This window comes from Parafrankia soli (assembly GCF_001854695.1).
Taxonomy (GTDB): domain Bacteria; phylum Actinomycetota; class Actinomycetes; order Frankiales; family Frankiaceae; genus Parafrankia; species Parafrankia soli.
Map to the genome: position 1 here is coordinate 1 of NZ_MAXA01000240.1, position 15,059 is coordinate 15,059.

The window sequence follows — 15,059 nt, forward strand, 5'->3', positions numbered from 1 at the left end:
CCGGCTCGGTCCCCACCGCCGGCGCGACCGGCGGAACCCGCCGGGCGGGCCGCAGACCACCGGGCAGGTAACCGCCCTGGCCGGTCCGCACATACGCGCCGTCGATCAGCCAGCCCGGGCGCCGCGGCATCCCGTCGGCCGGGACCGTGCGGGTGTCGCGGCCCGCGAACAGGGTCGACGGGTCCATCTCCACTCCGGCCGCCGCGAGCTCGGCCACCGCGAGCAGCAGCCGGCGCAGGCCGTGCTCCCCCGGTGCGTCGGTCGCCACGACCCGGTGCGGACGTCCGGCGAGAATCTTCGCCGTGAGCTGGGAGAGCACCCGGCCCGGCCCGGTCTCGACGAAGACCCGCACGCCGGCCGCGTACATCGCCTCGATCTGCTCGACGAAGCGAACGGGGGCCGCGACCTGGCCGGCCAGCGTCGCGCGCGTGCCGTCCGGGGTCCGCGGGTAGGGCGCGGCGGTCGTGTTGGACCACACCGGCAGCGTGAGATCGCCGACGGCCGTGGCGGCGAGCTCACCGGCCAGCGCCTGGGCCGCGCCGGCGATCACCGGGCTGTGAAAGGCGCAGGCCACCGGGATGCGCCGGGCCGAGAGTCCGGCGTCCTTGAGCCGGCCGACCGCGGCGTCGACGTCGGCGGTCGGCCCGGAGATCACGGTCTGGCGGGGCGCGTTCTGGTTGGCGAGCGCCACTCCCGCCACGGTGCCGTCGGCGGCGGGCGCACCGAGCACGTCCCGGATCTGGTCGGCCGTCGCCGACACCGCGGCCATGGTGCCCGGGTCGCCGCCGGCCGCCGCGAGGATCGCGTCGGCGCGGGCCCGGCTGAGGCGGACGAGGTCGGCCCGGTCGTACGCCCCAGCCGCGCACAGCGCGACCAGCTCGCCGTAGGAGTGACCGGCGACGTGGTCGGGACGGATCTTCAGCCCGGCCAGGATGTCGTGGACGGCCAGCCCGGCCATTCCCAGCGCGGGCTGCGCCGCCCGGGTGTCGGTCAGCGCCGCGGCCTGGGCCGCCCGCTCGGTGTCGCTGAAGGCGGCCGGGGGGAACATCGTGGCGGCGACATCCGGGGCGAGCTCCAGCAGGGAGCGCAGGCGCGGGAAGGCCACGAAGAGATCCGCGAGCATCCCGGGCCGCTGGCTGCCCTGGCCGGGGAAGAGGAACGCCACCGAACCGGAGCCAGAGCCCGCGACGGACGTCCCAGCACCGGCGGAGGTGGCACCGGAGGCGCCGGCCGTTCCGCCCGCGGCGCCGGCCTCGTCCTCGGCGTGGACGAACACGCCGAGGCGGGAGTCGGACCGCGGCTCCCGCGCCCGGTCGAGGGCGGCAGCGAGCTCGTCCAGCTCGTCGACGACGAAGGCGATCCGCACCGGGCCGCCTCGCTCCTCGGCCGCGGTGCGGGCGAGATCGCGCAGGTGGTAGGGCCGGCCTGCCTCCTCGTTGGCGCGGGCCAGCTCGGCGAGGCGGTCCAGCCGGCGCAGCGCGGCGGCCCGGTCCCGGCCGCGGATCACGAACAGCTCCGCCGGCCACCGGTCCAGGCCGTGCGCGGGCTCCGGTGCCTTGTCGTAGGCCGACACGACGACGTGGAAGTTCGTCCCGCCGAACCCGAAGGCGGACAGGCCGGCGTGGCGGCGCCCGGCGGGCGCGATCCACGGACGGGCCTGGTCGTCGAAGTAGAACGGGCTGCTCTCCCGCTCCCAGTACGGGTTGGGGCGGTCCACGTGCAGCGTCGGCGGCCGCACACCGGTCTCCACCGCGCGTGCCACCTTGACCAGCCCGGCCAGGCCCGCGGCGCACTTCGTGTGGCCGATCTGCGACTTCACCGAACCGACCGCGCACTGGCCGACGGCGGCGCCGTGCTCGGTGAACACCTCGGTGAGCGTGGCGAGCTCGGTGCGGTCCCCCACGACTGTTCCGGTGGCGTGCGCCTCCAGCATGCCGACCTCGGACGGCGAGATTCCCGCCGTCGCGTAGGCCCGCTCGAGGGAGATGACCTGCCCGGCCTTGCGCGGCGCGGTCAGGCCGAGCGCCCGGCCGTCGGAGGAGCCTGCGACCGACCGGATGACGGCGCGGATCCGATCACCGTCGCGCCGCGCGTCCGCGAGGCGCTTGAGAACGACGACGGCGACACCCTCACCAAGGCTGGTGCCGTCCGCGCTGGAGTCGAAGCTGCGGCAACGGCCCCCGGGAGACAGCGCGTGCACCGAGGCGAACAGCAGGAAGTCATGGACGCTGGAATGTGTGTCCACACCCCCGCACAGCACCATGTCGGACGAGCCCGCCGACAGTTCCTTGCACGCCGCGTCCAGGGCGGCCAGTGAGGAGGCGCACGCCGCGTCGACGGTGAAGTTCAGGCCACCCAGGTCGAGCCGATTCGCCACCCGTCCTGCTATGACGTTCGCGAGCAGGCCGGGAAAGGAATCCTCGTCGAGCTCGGGCAGGAGCTCCTCGAGCTCGGCGGGAAGCTCACCGACCCAGGCCCGGTGCGCGGAGCGGAATCCATACGTCGTGGAAAGGTCGGACCCTGATTCAGCGCCGAAGACGACGGAGGTGCGTCGGCGGTCGAACGGCCGGTTCTCGTACCCGGCGTCGCGAATCGCCCGGGCGGCGACCTCCAGCGCGAGGAGCTGGCCCGGATCAATGCTGCGCAGAGAACGCGGCGGTATTCCGTAGGCGAGCGCGTCGAACGGGATTCTCGGCAGGAATCCGCCCCATTTGGACGGCGTCCGCCGGCCGGCGTCCTTCACGACCGATTCCGGGTCGTAGTAGAGATCCGCGTCCCACCGCTCGGGTGACACCTCTGTTATCGCGTCGACGCCGCCGACCACGTTGGCCCAGTAGTCCTTCTCGTCGGAAGCCCGCGGAAACACCGCTGACATACCGACGATCGCGATGTCGAGCGACCGCGCCGCCTCGCGCACGGCGGCCACGGACCGCGCGGCGCGCTCGGCTTGGTCGCCGTCGGCCACGTCGGTGCTCCCGGCGGTGCGCTGGGCCGGCAGCGCGGCGACCTGCCCGGTCGGCCCGCCGGCCCGCTCGGCTGCCCGCTCGGCGACGAGCGCCGTGGCCTGCTCGGTCACCTCGGCGTGCAGCCGGCCGATCGTCGTGCGGTCCGATCGCAGGGCCGCCACCTGGCCGATCATGAACATGCCGTCCGTGGCCTGCTCGCGGGGCCCGACCGCGACCAGCTGGCCCCCCTCGCGGCGGACGCCCCGGCTGGCGATCCGCAGCCGGCCCAGGTTGAGCGACTCCAGCTCGGCCCACATCTGCTTGCGCGCCACGCCCGCGGCCGTCAGCTCCTCGCGCCGGCGCAGGAAGGTGTGCACGAACTCGGACTCCACACACCGGGTGGCGTGCCCGGGCGAGGTCTCCAGCAGCACGGTGCGGGTGGCGCCGATCGCCGCCTCCTGGAAACCGGGCATGATCGCGCCGTCGGCGACCGCCTCCTCGGTGAACAGGTAGGCCGTCCCCATGAGCACACCGACCCGCGCGCCGCGGTCGGCCAGCGGCGCCGCCGCCGCCGCGACCATGGCCGCCGAGGTCGCGTCATGGATGCCGCCCGCGAACAGCACGTGGACGTCCTGGAGTGACCCCGGCTCGTCGCCGGCGGCCCGGGCGAAGGCGAGCAGGCGCGTGATCTGCGCCTCCCACAGCGAGAAGCTGGCCCGCGGCCCGACGTGGCCGCCGCACTCGCGGCCCTCGAAGACGAACTTGCGCGCCCCGTCGGTGAGGAAGCGGTCAAGCAGCCCCGGCGAGGGCACGTGCAGGAAGGTGTCGATGCCGGCGGCCTCCAGCGGCGCCGACTGGGCCGGCCGGCCGCCGGCGATCAGCGCGCAGGGCGGGCGCACCTCGTGCACCGCCTCAAGCTGGGCCGCGCGCACCTCGGGCGGCGCGAACCCGAGGATCCCCACGCCCCAGGGCGAGTCGCCGAGCAGCTCGGCGGTCGCCGTCAGCAGCGTCCGGGTCGCGGCGCCGTCCAGCAGCGCGAGCGCGAGGAAGGGCAGCCCGCCCCCGTCGGCCACCGAGCGGGCGAACCGCGCCCGGTCACTGACCCTGGTCATCGGCCCCTGCGCGACCGGGTAGCGCAGCCCGCGGGCGGCCGCGAACGGCGATCCCGGCGCGAGCGGCCGGTGGCGCGCTGCCGAGTCGAGGGCGGTCCGCACGGACTCCCGCACGGCCCGCACCACGGCGCTCGCCGACACGTACCGGTCGGCCAGGTCGGCCGCCAGCGCACCGTCCTGCCCGACCGGGAGAAGCTGTTCCCGCAGGTCGCGCCCACCCAGCCGCAGTGCCACCGGGCCCCGCTCGCCGCCGACGGTGGATGCCGTGGCCGCCGGCGCTGTTGCCGCCGGCGCGGCGGACGTCAGCGCGCCGTCGGAGGCGAGCTCGCCGCCGGTGTCCCGGAAATCCGTGGCCGGCTCGTCGCCGTCCTTGGGAGCACCCGTGCCGGCAGGCCAGCCGACCAGCCGGGCGACCGGCAGATCCGGGCGCACGTAGACGCGGTGGCCCTCGATCAGCGCGGTCTCGCTGCCGTCCATGGCGCGAACGGCGGCCGCGATCTCGGTGGGCAGCTCCATCTCGCGAACGAGCGCGAGCTGCGAGTCCAGGACCACACCGGCCGCCCCGCCGGCGATCGCCGCGGCGGCCGTGGCCGGACCAATGCCACCAGCGGCCCACACGGGGGCAACGGTCCCGTCCCGCCGTGTCGCCTTCGCGGCGATCAGGTGCTGTAGCAGAGTGAACGTCGTGAGGTCACCGACCCGTCCGCCGGCCTCACTGCCGCGAGCGACGAGGCCGGCCGCTCCCGATTCGAGCGCGCCCATCGCGTCCGCCACGGACAGCACCTCGACGAGGACACGCCGACCGCGGCCGGCCGCCTCGGCCACCGTCCACGGGGCGTTCACCCCGAGCAGCACCGTGTCGACGCCGGCAGGCAGGTCACCGCTGCCGATCGGGCAGCCCTCGGGGACCCGGACCCCGAACGGCGCGGTCGACCAGGCGGCCGCGGCGGCCATCGACTCCCGGCCGCGGGCCGGGTCGAGGCCGAGATCGAGGATTCCCAGGCCGCCGGCGTGGCCGACCGCCGCCACCAGGTGCGGCGCGGGCTCACCGAACGGGCTGACGACGACGACCAGATCCCGGTCTCCGGGCTCGACCGCCGCGGGCCTCGGTTGGGCGCTGAACGAGCTGCTCATCGGATGCTCCTCCTGGCCAGGCACCACCGTGATGGGCGACGACCGGGAACGGATGCCGTCGGCGCCGGCCGGCGGGCCGGGGTCGGATTCGGGCGGGCTCGGCCGGCGGGCGCCGGTGAACCACGGGAGAGATCGCCGACAGACCGCCGCTGATCCGCGCGCCTCGCGGTAGTCCGGTGTCGGCGTCGTGGGGCGATCGGCATATCAGGCAGGTGCAACTCCATATGAGGGACAGAACCGGCGACCGGCCCGGACTCCCCGCCGCCGGCGACGATTCGGTCGTAGTGACTGCGGCCCGGTCCGATCGGCTCACCCGAGGCAGCGAACGTGCGCGAAATACTAGCCCGTCCGGACGGGGTCTCCACAACCAGGGCGCGCCACGAAACGATCAGGTGCCCCCGCTCATCACCCACGCACGCCGGCGAACACATGGAACGCGGCACGGCACGCTCCACGGCGATCTCGGGGCCGACCGCACCCGACGTGTTGTCCCGCTCCACGGGCAGCACGCGTTTCGCCGTACACCCGATGTTCGCCGCGACGATGCCGCACACACGCCTGGAATGGTTGCGATTCTGCACCTCGCCAGGATTCTTTCCGGCGCGCGCACAGAGTGACATGTCATGCCGTCCGGGTGCGGAGCGTCGGCGACCGAAACCACCGGGAATCAGTGCCGGCTTTCCCCGGACCGGCACCGCGGCCCCGACGGCGGACCGCACCCGCATCCCATCCCATGACATGACATTCATCCAGCCGTTCCTCCGGTGACGATCTGGAACAGCCGCCGACGCCAGCCTGGGCCGGACGGGCGTGCTGTCGGCAGACTCGTCTCTTCTGACCCCCACATACGCAGTGACATGGCCCGTTCAACCTAGTCACCATAACCGAGTGGCCGCAAGCATAAGCGCCGCCCATTTCTCTCGCCCATCTTGGATCCGCCCCCTCGAACGCGCTCGATCGCGACAAATACCCAGTTCACAAGGGCTTTTCCGACGCGATCAGGGCACCGCACGGATGTCGCCCGGGCTCCGGGCAAGCCACACGAGACCACGGGGAGCATTCCGCGACGATGCCGAGCAGGCGGCAAGACCACCCGAAGTGACTAGAGCCAGGTCACGGCCTGGGAGTCCTTGCGTCAGAGTGCTCGGACGACTCTCCCGAGTCATTCGTGGATGCCCGGCCAGGACTCAGGGGCCGCATCGGGTCAGGAGCGCATCAGGTCACCGACGCGTCGCCTCAGGGTCTGTCGGGTCAGGGTGTGCCGGGTCAGGGCGCGGCCGGACGGCGGCGGCGGCACGACGGCGACTCGGCGACGGCGACCACAGCGACGGCCGGCGACGACGACAGCGGCGGCCCGGCAGTCGGCGGGCGAGGCGCAGGCGCCGACCAGCAGCGATCGGCGGCGCGCCGAGAAGGACGGTTCCGACCGGAGTACTCCGAACACCGGTCCACTCGCGGCCAGGGGGTCAGGGGGTCACGACCTGCCGCGACGGCCTGTCACGCGCACCACCGAGGCGGGGCGCTCATACGGCGGGGGCGGGGCCGCGATCGCGGGGCTCGGCGCCTGGCCGGACTTCGCGAGGAAGGACGACCGAACTGTCACAACGGACGGCCAATCCATCCGGTTCCATGCGGGCCGCTCCATACCGGCGACCTGCTCCATACCGGCGACCGCCGTGGCGGGCCGGCCGATCGCCGGCCGGCCCGCCACGCCGAACATGTGACCGCGAGTTGCTTCGACGTCAGCCCGCGGCGGGTGACCGGGATGGGCGGTCCCGGTCCCGCCGGTCTCCCGTCGGGGGTGCGGACGGCCTCGGTCCGCGTGCGCCGTGGCGCGTGGCCGAGCCCTCGGACGCGCCGCGCGCCGGGCGAGCGCGGGCGCGATCCGGTGTACGTTCCGCCTGGGCGCCGATCTCTCGACGTCCGGGCTATGTCGGGCCGTGGGCTGGTCCGACGACCCTGCCGGGCATGCCGGCCGGGCGTTGCTATCCGGGCGCCGGTGCCCCCGGAGGGTGCGGGTCAGGCGAACCCGCACGGACGATCATGAACAGGTTGTGCTGAGGAGAGCGATCGGCACCGGGTGGGCACCCGCACCGCCCGCTCGTGCGCCGCCGGTCCGCGGACCCGCGAGCGCCCCGACCACGGCTGGCCGGGATACGACGGCACCGGCTACGGGCGGGGCAGCCCCGGCGCCGGCATCGAGCCCATCTCACGCTGCCAGGCGAGCGCGAGCTGGGTGCGGTTGGAGCAACCGGTCGCCACGAGCGCGTGCGTCAGGTGGTGCTTGACCGTGTCGATGCTGATGCAGAGGGCCTCCGCCACCTGCCGGTTCGACTGGCCCTCCGCCACCAGGCGGACGACGTCGCGCTCACGGGCGGAAAGCTTCGCCGTCACGGCCGGGCCCGGATTCACCCGGATGTAGAAGCGCAGCAGGTTGCCGAGGTGGCGGGCGAGCACGGCGCCCACGGCGCGGTCACGCGGCCCGAAGGCACCGGGCCGCGGGTCCAGCAGGGAGACGACCGCACCGACACCGCTTCCCCCGGCGAGCCTGATCAGCAGCTTCGCGTGGATCCCGTGGGCGCGCAGGAAGCGCTCCAACCGCAGCCGGACTTCGGGCCGGTCGGGCACCCCGATCTCGTCGAGCGTTACCAGGCCACGCTCCCACATCAGTCGCAGGCTCTCCGGGTCGTTGAAGACCTCGAGGCTGCGGTACCGCTCCAGGAAGGGCCCGGCCATGCGCAGCGCGAGACCGCGACCAGTCGGGCGGGCGTCCTGGAAGGTCGCCTGCGGGGACGAGCCGAGGAAGAACGCCGAGTGGCGGTAGCCGAGATGGCGGGCCATCCCGTCGAGCGCCGCCTCGCGGAACGCCGGCAGCGACGCCGCTCGTTCGCAGTCCTCGACGACGCGGAGCACGCCGCGCAGCTCCGCCGCGCCGAGCGCCAGATCCCGCGGCACCTGCGGCCCGCGGGCCGCGACCGGGGCGCGGCCGGGCAGTCCCGCCGCCACCGCGCCGGGACGGGTACGGGCGCCCGGGTGGCCCACCGCGGACGTCGCCGAGATCGGCGCGTGCCGCATCGTGGGTGCCCGGTGCGGGGCCGCCACGCCGGGCGGCCGAGAAACCCCCGCCGATGTGTCCATCGTCACGGCGAGCCGGCCGGTGGCCGGATGGCCGCTGGGGCTACCATCGGGATTGCTGAGCATTCGGTCAGTCACACATGCCTCCGGGGGCAGACCGACACCAGGTCACTGGCCGGTAGTCGCGAATCAGCCGGCGTATTTCCGGCCAAGCTGGACATGTTCGGCAAGCCTAGGGCCGCGACTACCCAGATGCCAGTCCGCGAAGCCTACTTTCTGACGCCTGATAAGCCTGGCCCGCTTATGTGAATAATGAACCTCAGTTCATGCGTCATTTCCCCGCAGGACACCGTTGATCGTCACGACTGTGACACGCACAGTCACATCAACGCAGCGCCTCCACCACCCAAAGGTGCCAGCAACCGCCCTCAAATTGGCCCGGTCCGACCACCACCTCCACTTTCGGCTGCACGCGTGTAACCGCCTGCCACAGAGGGTAGTTTTCTCACCGAGCGTATATTTGACGATCACATTCGATCACCATTGCGGTCGGCCCACGAGGCCCGCCGAAATGAGGTGAAGCGAGTGACGACCGGATTCGCGATCTTCCTCATCGCCGCGGGCGCAACGCTCCGCTATGCGTTGTCCTATCGGTTGACCGGCATCGACCTGCGGGTCCTCGGTTCGATCATCATGCTGGCCGGTGGAGCCACCCTGCTCGTCTGTCTCGGGCGCGGTCTACGCCCGCCGCGCCGCCGCCGACCGGCAGCCGTTGCCGCGACGCTTCCACTTCCTCCGTTTCCCCCGCGTTCCCCCTCGGCGGATGGCACGACCGAGCGGTTCTGGCCGCAGGCCGGCACTGAACGGTTCGGGACAGAGGAGCCAACCGGATTTCGTTTCCCGGCCGCCGGACCACCCCCGGGCCAACATCCCCACGCGGGCATCCCCGCCATGTGGGAGGACCTCGGCCCCAGCGGTTTCCCCAGCCCCGCCGGGCGGGTCTACAACCCCGGGTACCCCCACGAAGGTGGTCCCGAGTGGTGGGGCGCCGGAGAGAGTCCGCCCCGCTCAGACGTCGCACCGGGGTGGTGCGACACCGGCCCGGACCTGGGCCCGCCGCAAGGCGGCGAGCCCGCCGCGGGCACCCCCGAGGAGCCCGGCGAGCACGCCCGTCACCTGCCACCGAGGGCCGTGTGGCACCTCGACGACGCGGGATGGCCCGACGAGACACACCGCCCGGCGGGCTGACGACGTGTGCCGATCCCAACAGATGCCGATCGCCACAGGTGGCCGATCACAACAGGTGAAGGGCACGCGCACGGTGGACGGCGTCCCGGCGCCTGGCGACGTCCAGCTTGCGGTAGATGCTCTTGAGGTGCGTCTTGACGGTGTTCACCGACACGTACATCTCGGCCGCGATCTCCGCGGTGGTGAGCATCGTGGGCAGGTAGCTGAGCACCGCGAGCTCGCGCTCGCTGAGCCGTTCGGCCGGCTCCGGCCGGTGCTCCCCACTCCCCGGGCGCGGCCCACCACCCACGCTCCCACCACCGGGGCCGCCTCGGCGCCGGGCGTCACCGGGGCCGCCCACGGGCGCGCCATCGGGGCGCCACGGCCCCCGGGGCGACCCGAGCCCACCCACGCCCCCGCCACCACCACCGAAGCCGTCGCCACCGACGCGGTTGCCGTCGACGCGGTTGCCGTCGCCATCGACGCCATTGCCATCCCGGCTGAGGCCGCCGTCGTTGATACCGATGCCGCGGTCGACGCCGTTGCGGACGTCCCGACCGCCGCCGGCCCGGCCCGGCGCGCCGGGCCGGGCCGGATCCGGGCCGGCGAACGACCCGGCCGGCCGCCCCGGCCCAGCGGCCGGCACCGTGGTCCGGGACCGCTGCGACATCGGCGAAGCCGGTTGCGGCACGACGACATCGGGCCCGACCACCAGGTCCGTCGGCTCCCCCGTGCGGGCCACCGGCCCAGCACCTGACGCGGCGGGCGCCCGGGCGCCCGCCCGAGGCGGCGCGCTCCCCTGCCCCGACGCGCCGGGCCCCGCGTGCGCCGCCGCTGACCTCGACGCCGCTGACCTCGACGCCGCAGGCCGAGGCGACGCGGACCCCTGCGCCGCGGACCGCGACGGCACGGGCACCGGCCGCGGCCCGGGCCTCCCCGACCGGGTGAGGACGGCGACGAAGGCCGGATAGGCGTCGGTCAGCCCGGGATGGGCGAGCACCATCGCCAGCGCCTCCGTCCCCGCCTCGAAGAACGGCGCGACCATGCCCTCGTCCGCGGCGAGCGCCACCGCCCGGGCGAGCAGGCCACCGGCGCGGGCGTGGTCGTCACGCCGGGCGGCCGCGACCGCGCCGAGCACGCACGCCGCGACGAGTCCCGCGCCGCCGTCGTCGGCCCGCAGCAGCGGGGCGAGCGCCTCCTCCGCCGCGGGAACGTCGGCGCAGGCCAGGGCGCAGCGCGCCAGCGCGAGCTGGGTCTGCGGGTCCGGGGCCGCGCGGTCGGCGTCCCGCAGCAGCAGCCGGCGGGCCGCCTCCGGATTACCGGCGGCGACGAGCAGGTCCGCCTCGGCCGCCCGCCTGGCCGCCACGCACAGCGGCGGCATCGGGCCGGTCCTGGCGACGAGCAGCATCCGCCGGGCCGCGCGCACCTCGTCGGGTGATCCGTCGAGCAGGCGCAGCCGCGCGGCGCAGATCGCGGCGATCCCGCCGAGGAACGCGGGGTGGGCGGCAGTGATCGTCATCCGCGCCGCGCCCAGCCACCGGTCGGCCTCGACCGGCTCCGCACGCTGCAGGTGAACCAGCACGGCGGCCAGATACGCCTCGGGCAGTCCGGGGGTGCCCCACCGCTCGCCGGGTCGTGCCCCGCCGGGGACGCTGGTCGCCGCATCGGGCAGGCCGGCCAGCGCACCAGAGCGACCGGCCAGTGCTCCGGACGGGTCGGCCGCCGTGCCGACCACCGCGTACAGGTGGCTCTCGGCCTGGCGCAGCCGGCCGCGCAGCGCGTACTGGAGGGCGAGTGCCCCCAGGCAGGACACCTCGACGCCGCCGAGCCCGGCCCGCCGGGCCACCTCGGCGCCCTCGCACAGCAGGCCGGCGGCGACGGCCAGCCGGCCGAGCCACAGCTCGCCCCGGCCCCGCGCGCACAACGCGAGCGCGCGGGCCCGCTCGTCCGGCACCCGACCGGGCCTCGACGGAGCCCGCTCGGCCCCAGCCCGCTCGATCACAGCCCGGTCGATCACAGCCCGGTCGGCCGCGGCGTCCGGATCGCCCCCGGATGCCCGTGCCGGCCCGGCGGCGGCGCCCGCACGCGGTGCCGTCCCGGCGGGCGCGCCACCCGGCGGCCCGGAACGCTGCAGCCGCCGGGCCGCGGCGATCATCGCCGCCGGTTCCCCGGCAAGCTCGGCACGGTACGCCTCCACGATGTCGATCCGGTCGACGAGCGTCCGGCGGCGGGCGGCCGCCGGGCCCGACCCCGCCGCAGGCAGCTGCGCCCGCGCGGAGGACAGGCTGGCCGAACCGGCCTCCAGCCGGCCGGAGCGCAGCTGTGCGACGGCCAGGACGAGATCGCACTCGGCCGACAGCCCCGCCGCCGCGGCGGGCAGCCCGGCGACCAGCGCATCGAGCTCGGGTGAGCGTCCGAACAGGACGTCCACCAGCGCCGGGCCGTCGACGAGCAGACAGGCGAGATACCACCAGTCACCAGCCCGCGACGCGTGACGGGCGGCGTCGGGCGTGCGGTCGTTCGCGGCGAACCAGAGGGCGGCGCGGAGGTTGAGCTCGCGGGGGTCCTCCTCCGGATCACGCACGAGCACACCGCGCAGCATCGACGCGAACATCCGATGGAACCGGTACCACTCCTGCGTGGTCTCAGCCGTGGCCTCCTGGGTGAGGCGATACTCCGGGCGGCCGTCCGGCAACGTGGCGACGGCCGCCGGGAGCGGACCGCCCACCCCGTCGTCCGGGTGGTCGCCGGCACCCGGGTGAGCTGTCGCAGCCGGCCCGTCCAACAGCCGGACGAGGAAGCCGCCCGGGCGCGCGAGCTCACCGAGCAGGTGCGCGGATGTCTGGGCGGACGCGGGCGCCACCGCGGAGACCGCGTGGGCGAGCGGGGCGCTGATCCGCTCCAGCACGCTCGTCCGGAGCAGGAACCGTCGGACGGGCTCCGGGTACTCCTCCAGCACCTCCGCGTGCAGGAACTCGGCGATCGCCGCCCGCGCAGCGCGGGACGGGTCGAGCTCGGCCGACAGAGCGCCGCTCCCCGCGCGGGACGGGTCGAGCTCGGCCGGCGGGACGCCGCTGCCCGCGCGCTCGGCGTCGCGGCCCGGGACCACGTCGGCCGGGACGGGGACCGGCGGGGCCGGCGCCCACTGCTCGTCCCGGCCGGCGGGCGCGCCGGGGGCCGGGCTCCGGGCTCCGCTCGACACCGCGCACGCCGCGGCCAGCCGCAGGCCGACCGCCCAGCCCTCCGTCGCGCGCCGCAGCTGGGCCGCCGCGCCGGGCGGGACGCGCAGGCCGTGGGCGGCGAGCAGTTCGACGGTCTCCGCCGTGGTGAAGGCCAGCTCCGCCGGGCCGATCTCGGTGACCCTGCCCTCGGCGCGCAGCCGGTGCACGCGCAGAATCGGCGCCCGCCCCGACAGGACGATGCGCAGGTGGCCCTCGCCCTCGCTCGCGAGCAGCTCCAGCCCGGCGAGATCATCGGGATCCCGGACGAGGTGCGCGTCGTCGAGGACCAGCACCGCCGGGGCCGGCAGCTCGGCGAGCTGGTTGACCAGCTCCCGCCGGAAGCGCTCAGGGCAGATCCAGGCGTCCGCGGCGACCAGGTGCGCGAGACGGTCCCCGGGAGGCAGGCCGGCGTCCCGGGTGAGCCCGCGCAGGATCTGCGACCACAGGGACACGGGCGGACCGGGCCACCGCGTCGTGCTCCGCGCCAACGGCAACAACGACAGCGCGGACGAAGGCGACCCCGGCTGCGACGGCGACGGCGGCCCGCTGGCCACCGGATCGCCACCTGGGTGCTCGGCGCGCGCGGTACGCCGTCCGAGCATCGGGTCGACGCGCAGCCAGACCACCGGGTGCGCGGGCCGACCCGATCGCGCCCAGTCGGCGAGCGCCATCGTCTTGCCGGCGCCGGCCGGTGCGCACACCACGGTCAGCGGCCGGTCGACCGCCTCGTCGAGCAGCGCCAGCAGCCGCGGCCGGGTCACATGCGGGACGACCGGACGCGGGGGGACCAGCCTCGTACCCACCACCGGCAGGTCGCCGGCCGGCGGCGGCTGGATGCGCGGCCGCGCGGCGGCCCCGTCTCCCCCACCGGCCCGGGGCATGGCAGACCCGGGCGTTCCGAAACGATCGTCCGGTCCGTCCGCGCCGGCCACGCGCTCACCCCCACTTCCCAAACTCAGGGTAGTGGTACAGCTACTTCGAGCCACCGGCAACCGGGCGCGAGAGCGGTGTCGGAAAGAAGTACGCGCCGTCCTCAGGACGCGCGCGCCGCCCGGCGAGCCGAACTCGACGCGCGCAGCGCCGAGGCCGCGGTCGCCACGAAAAGGACGTCGAACCCCATCTGGACGGTGACGACGACCCGGGCGGCCTGACCCGTGGCGTGGATGTCCCCGAAGCCGACCGTGGTCAGCACGGTGACGGCGAAATAGAGCGCGTCGGTCTTGGTCCGGATGCCGGAGATCTGGGCGGACGCACCGACCGCCAGCGCGTAGTAGGCGGCGGCGAACAGGACGACGGTGACGCAGATCCCGGCGAACAGCCACTGCGCGCGGACCCACGCGGCAGAGACGTGCCGGGCGAAGACCACCTGCCTGGCGAGCAGGCATCCGGTCAGGATCAGGCCGAGGGCGAACAGCCCCACCCGCAGCGGGAACCACCGCCCGCCGCCGTGGCCGTAGACGGGCAGGGCGTAGTAGGCCGTCAGGCACCCGGCCAGGATCGCGGCCGCGACCGCACCCATCCGGCGTGCGGACGGCTCCGGGAGCGGGCCTGGCAAGGGCCTCGCTCCCGGAACCGCCCGTCCGGCGTCATGCGATGGACGTCCATCGCTCATGCCTGCCTGCCCGGGGCCGCGCGCGTGTCAGGCCGCGCAGTCCGCGCACACCGCCCGGCGTGGGTCGGCGAGCTGGCTGCGGTGCTGCACCAGGAAGCAGCTCGTGCAGGTGAACTCGTCCGCCTGCCGGGGCAGCACCCTCAGCGCGAGCTCCTCGTCCCTGACCTCGGCGTCGGGCAGGTCCAGCTCCGCCTCGAGCGCATCCATATCGTCGCCGAGGTCGGCCGCCGCTCCGGCGCGCTGCGCCTTCAGTGTCTCCAGGCTCTGCTCCTGGAGCTCGTCCTCCTCGACATCCGTGCTTCGCCGAGCGTCGAAGTCACGAGCCATGCGTCTCCTTACCTTTCCTCGTCCTCACAGACCGCGGCCTGTCGACACCGGCGCCGACCCTGACCACCGGATCGACCATGTGCGGTACCCGAACGACATCGGCTGATCACAATACGCAGTGGCTCTGGCCAGAGAAGTGGGCGACAAGCAGATGTCCGCGTTCCCCGCACCTGGAGCCGGTACCCACGGCCACCAGTTCGGAACGCGGATCTCCAGAGCCGAGCGAAGGATACGGGCCGAGGAGTGTCCGCACCAAGCAGGGGCAGCCCGGCGCGGTGTCACTCCCGCCACATTCGGACGCTCCGGACCACCAGGATGGCCCCGCGATGACCGGCACCGTCGGCACGATCGGTCTGTCATGGGGCGAACCGGGCCGCGACGGCGACCGGCCACACACCGCCCGTCG

General features: G+C 74.7%; 6 protein-coding genes. 1 reads left to right on the plus strand and 5 read right to left on the minus strand.

What is annotated here, in order from left to right:
* Both BBK14_RS25680 and BBK14_RS25695 read right to left on the minus strand, forming a co-directional pair.
* On the minus strand, positions 1–5,191 hold a 5,191-nt coding region (locus BBK14_RS25680; RefSeq protein WP_116430153.1), incomplete at its 3' end, for a type I polyketide synthase.
* Between the two features lie 2,169 nt (positions 5,192–7,360).
* Positions 7,361–8,404 (minus strand): helix-turn-helix transcriptional regulator, encoded by a 1,044-nt coding sequence (locus BBK14_RS25695; protein ID WP_020463071.1) that lies wholly within the window; start codon positions 8,402–8,404, stop codon positions 7,361–7,363.
* Between the two features lie 447 nt (positions 8,405–8,851).
* On the opposite strand from BBK14_RS25695, the gene BBK14_RS25700 reads away from it, so the two are divergent.
* Entirely contained in the window at positions 8,852–9,514 is a 663-nt protein-coding gene (locus BBK14_RS25700) for a hypothetical protein (protein ID WP_071065824.1), read from the plus strand.
* Positions 9,515–9,560: 46 nt separating this feature from the next.
* Here BBK14_RS25700 and BBK14_RS25705 read toward each other — a convergent pair whose 3' ends face one another.
* The 3 genes from BBK14_RS25705 to BBK14_RS25715 form a co-directional block, all read right to left on the minus strand.
* On the minus strand, positions 9,561–13,646 hold the full coding sequence (locus BBK14_RS25705) for a helix-turn-helix transcriptional regulator (RefSeq protein WP_071065825.1): 4,086 nt from the start codon (positions 13,644–13,646) through the stop codon (positions 9,561–9,563).
* 101 nt (positions 13,647–13,747) lie between these two features.
* Positions 13,748–14,269 (minus strand): potassium channel family protein, encoded by a 522-nt coding sequence (locus tag BBK14_RS25710; RefSeq protein ID WP_241831851.1) that lies wholly within the window; start codon positions 14,267–14,269, stop codon positions 13,748–13,750.
* Between the two features lie 84 nt (positions 14,270–14,353).
* On the minus strand, positions 14,354–14,653 hold the full coding sequence (locus BBK14_RS25715; RefSeq protein WP_020463075.1) for a DUF4193 family protein: 300 nt from the start codon (positions 14,651–14,653) through the stop codon (positions 14,354–14,356).
* Positions 14,654–15,059 lie beyond the last annotated feature (406 nt).

What these genes read in the sequence shown, in the direction of transcription:
- BBK14_RS25715 (WP_020463075.1), bottom strand. Translation starts at nt 14,653, where the DNA reads ATGGCTCGTGACTTCGACGCTCGGCGAAGCACGGATGTCGAGGAGGAC.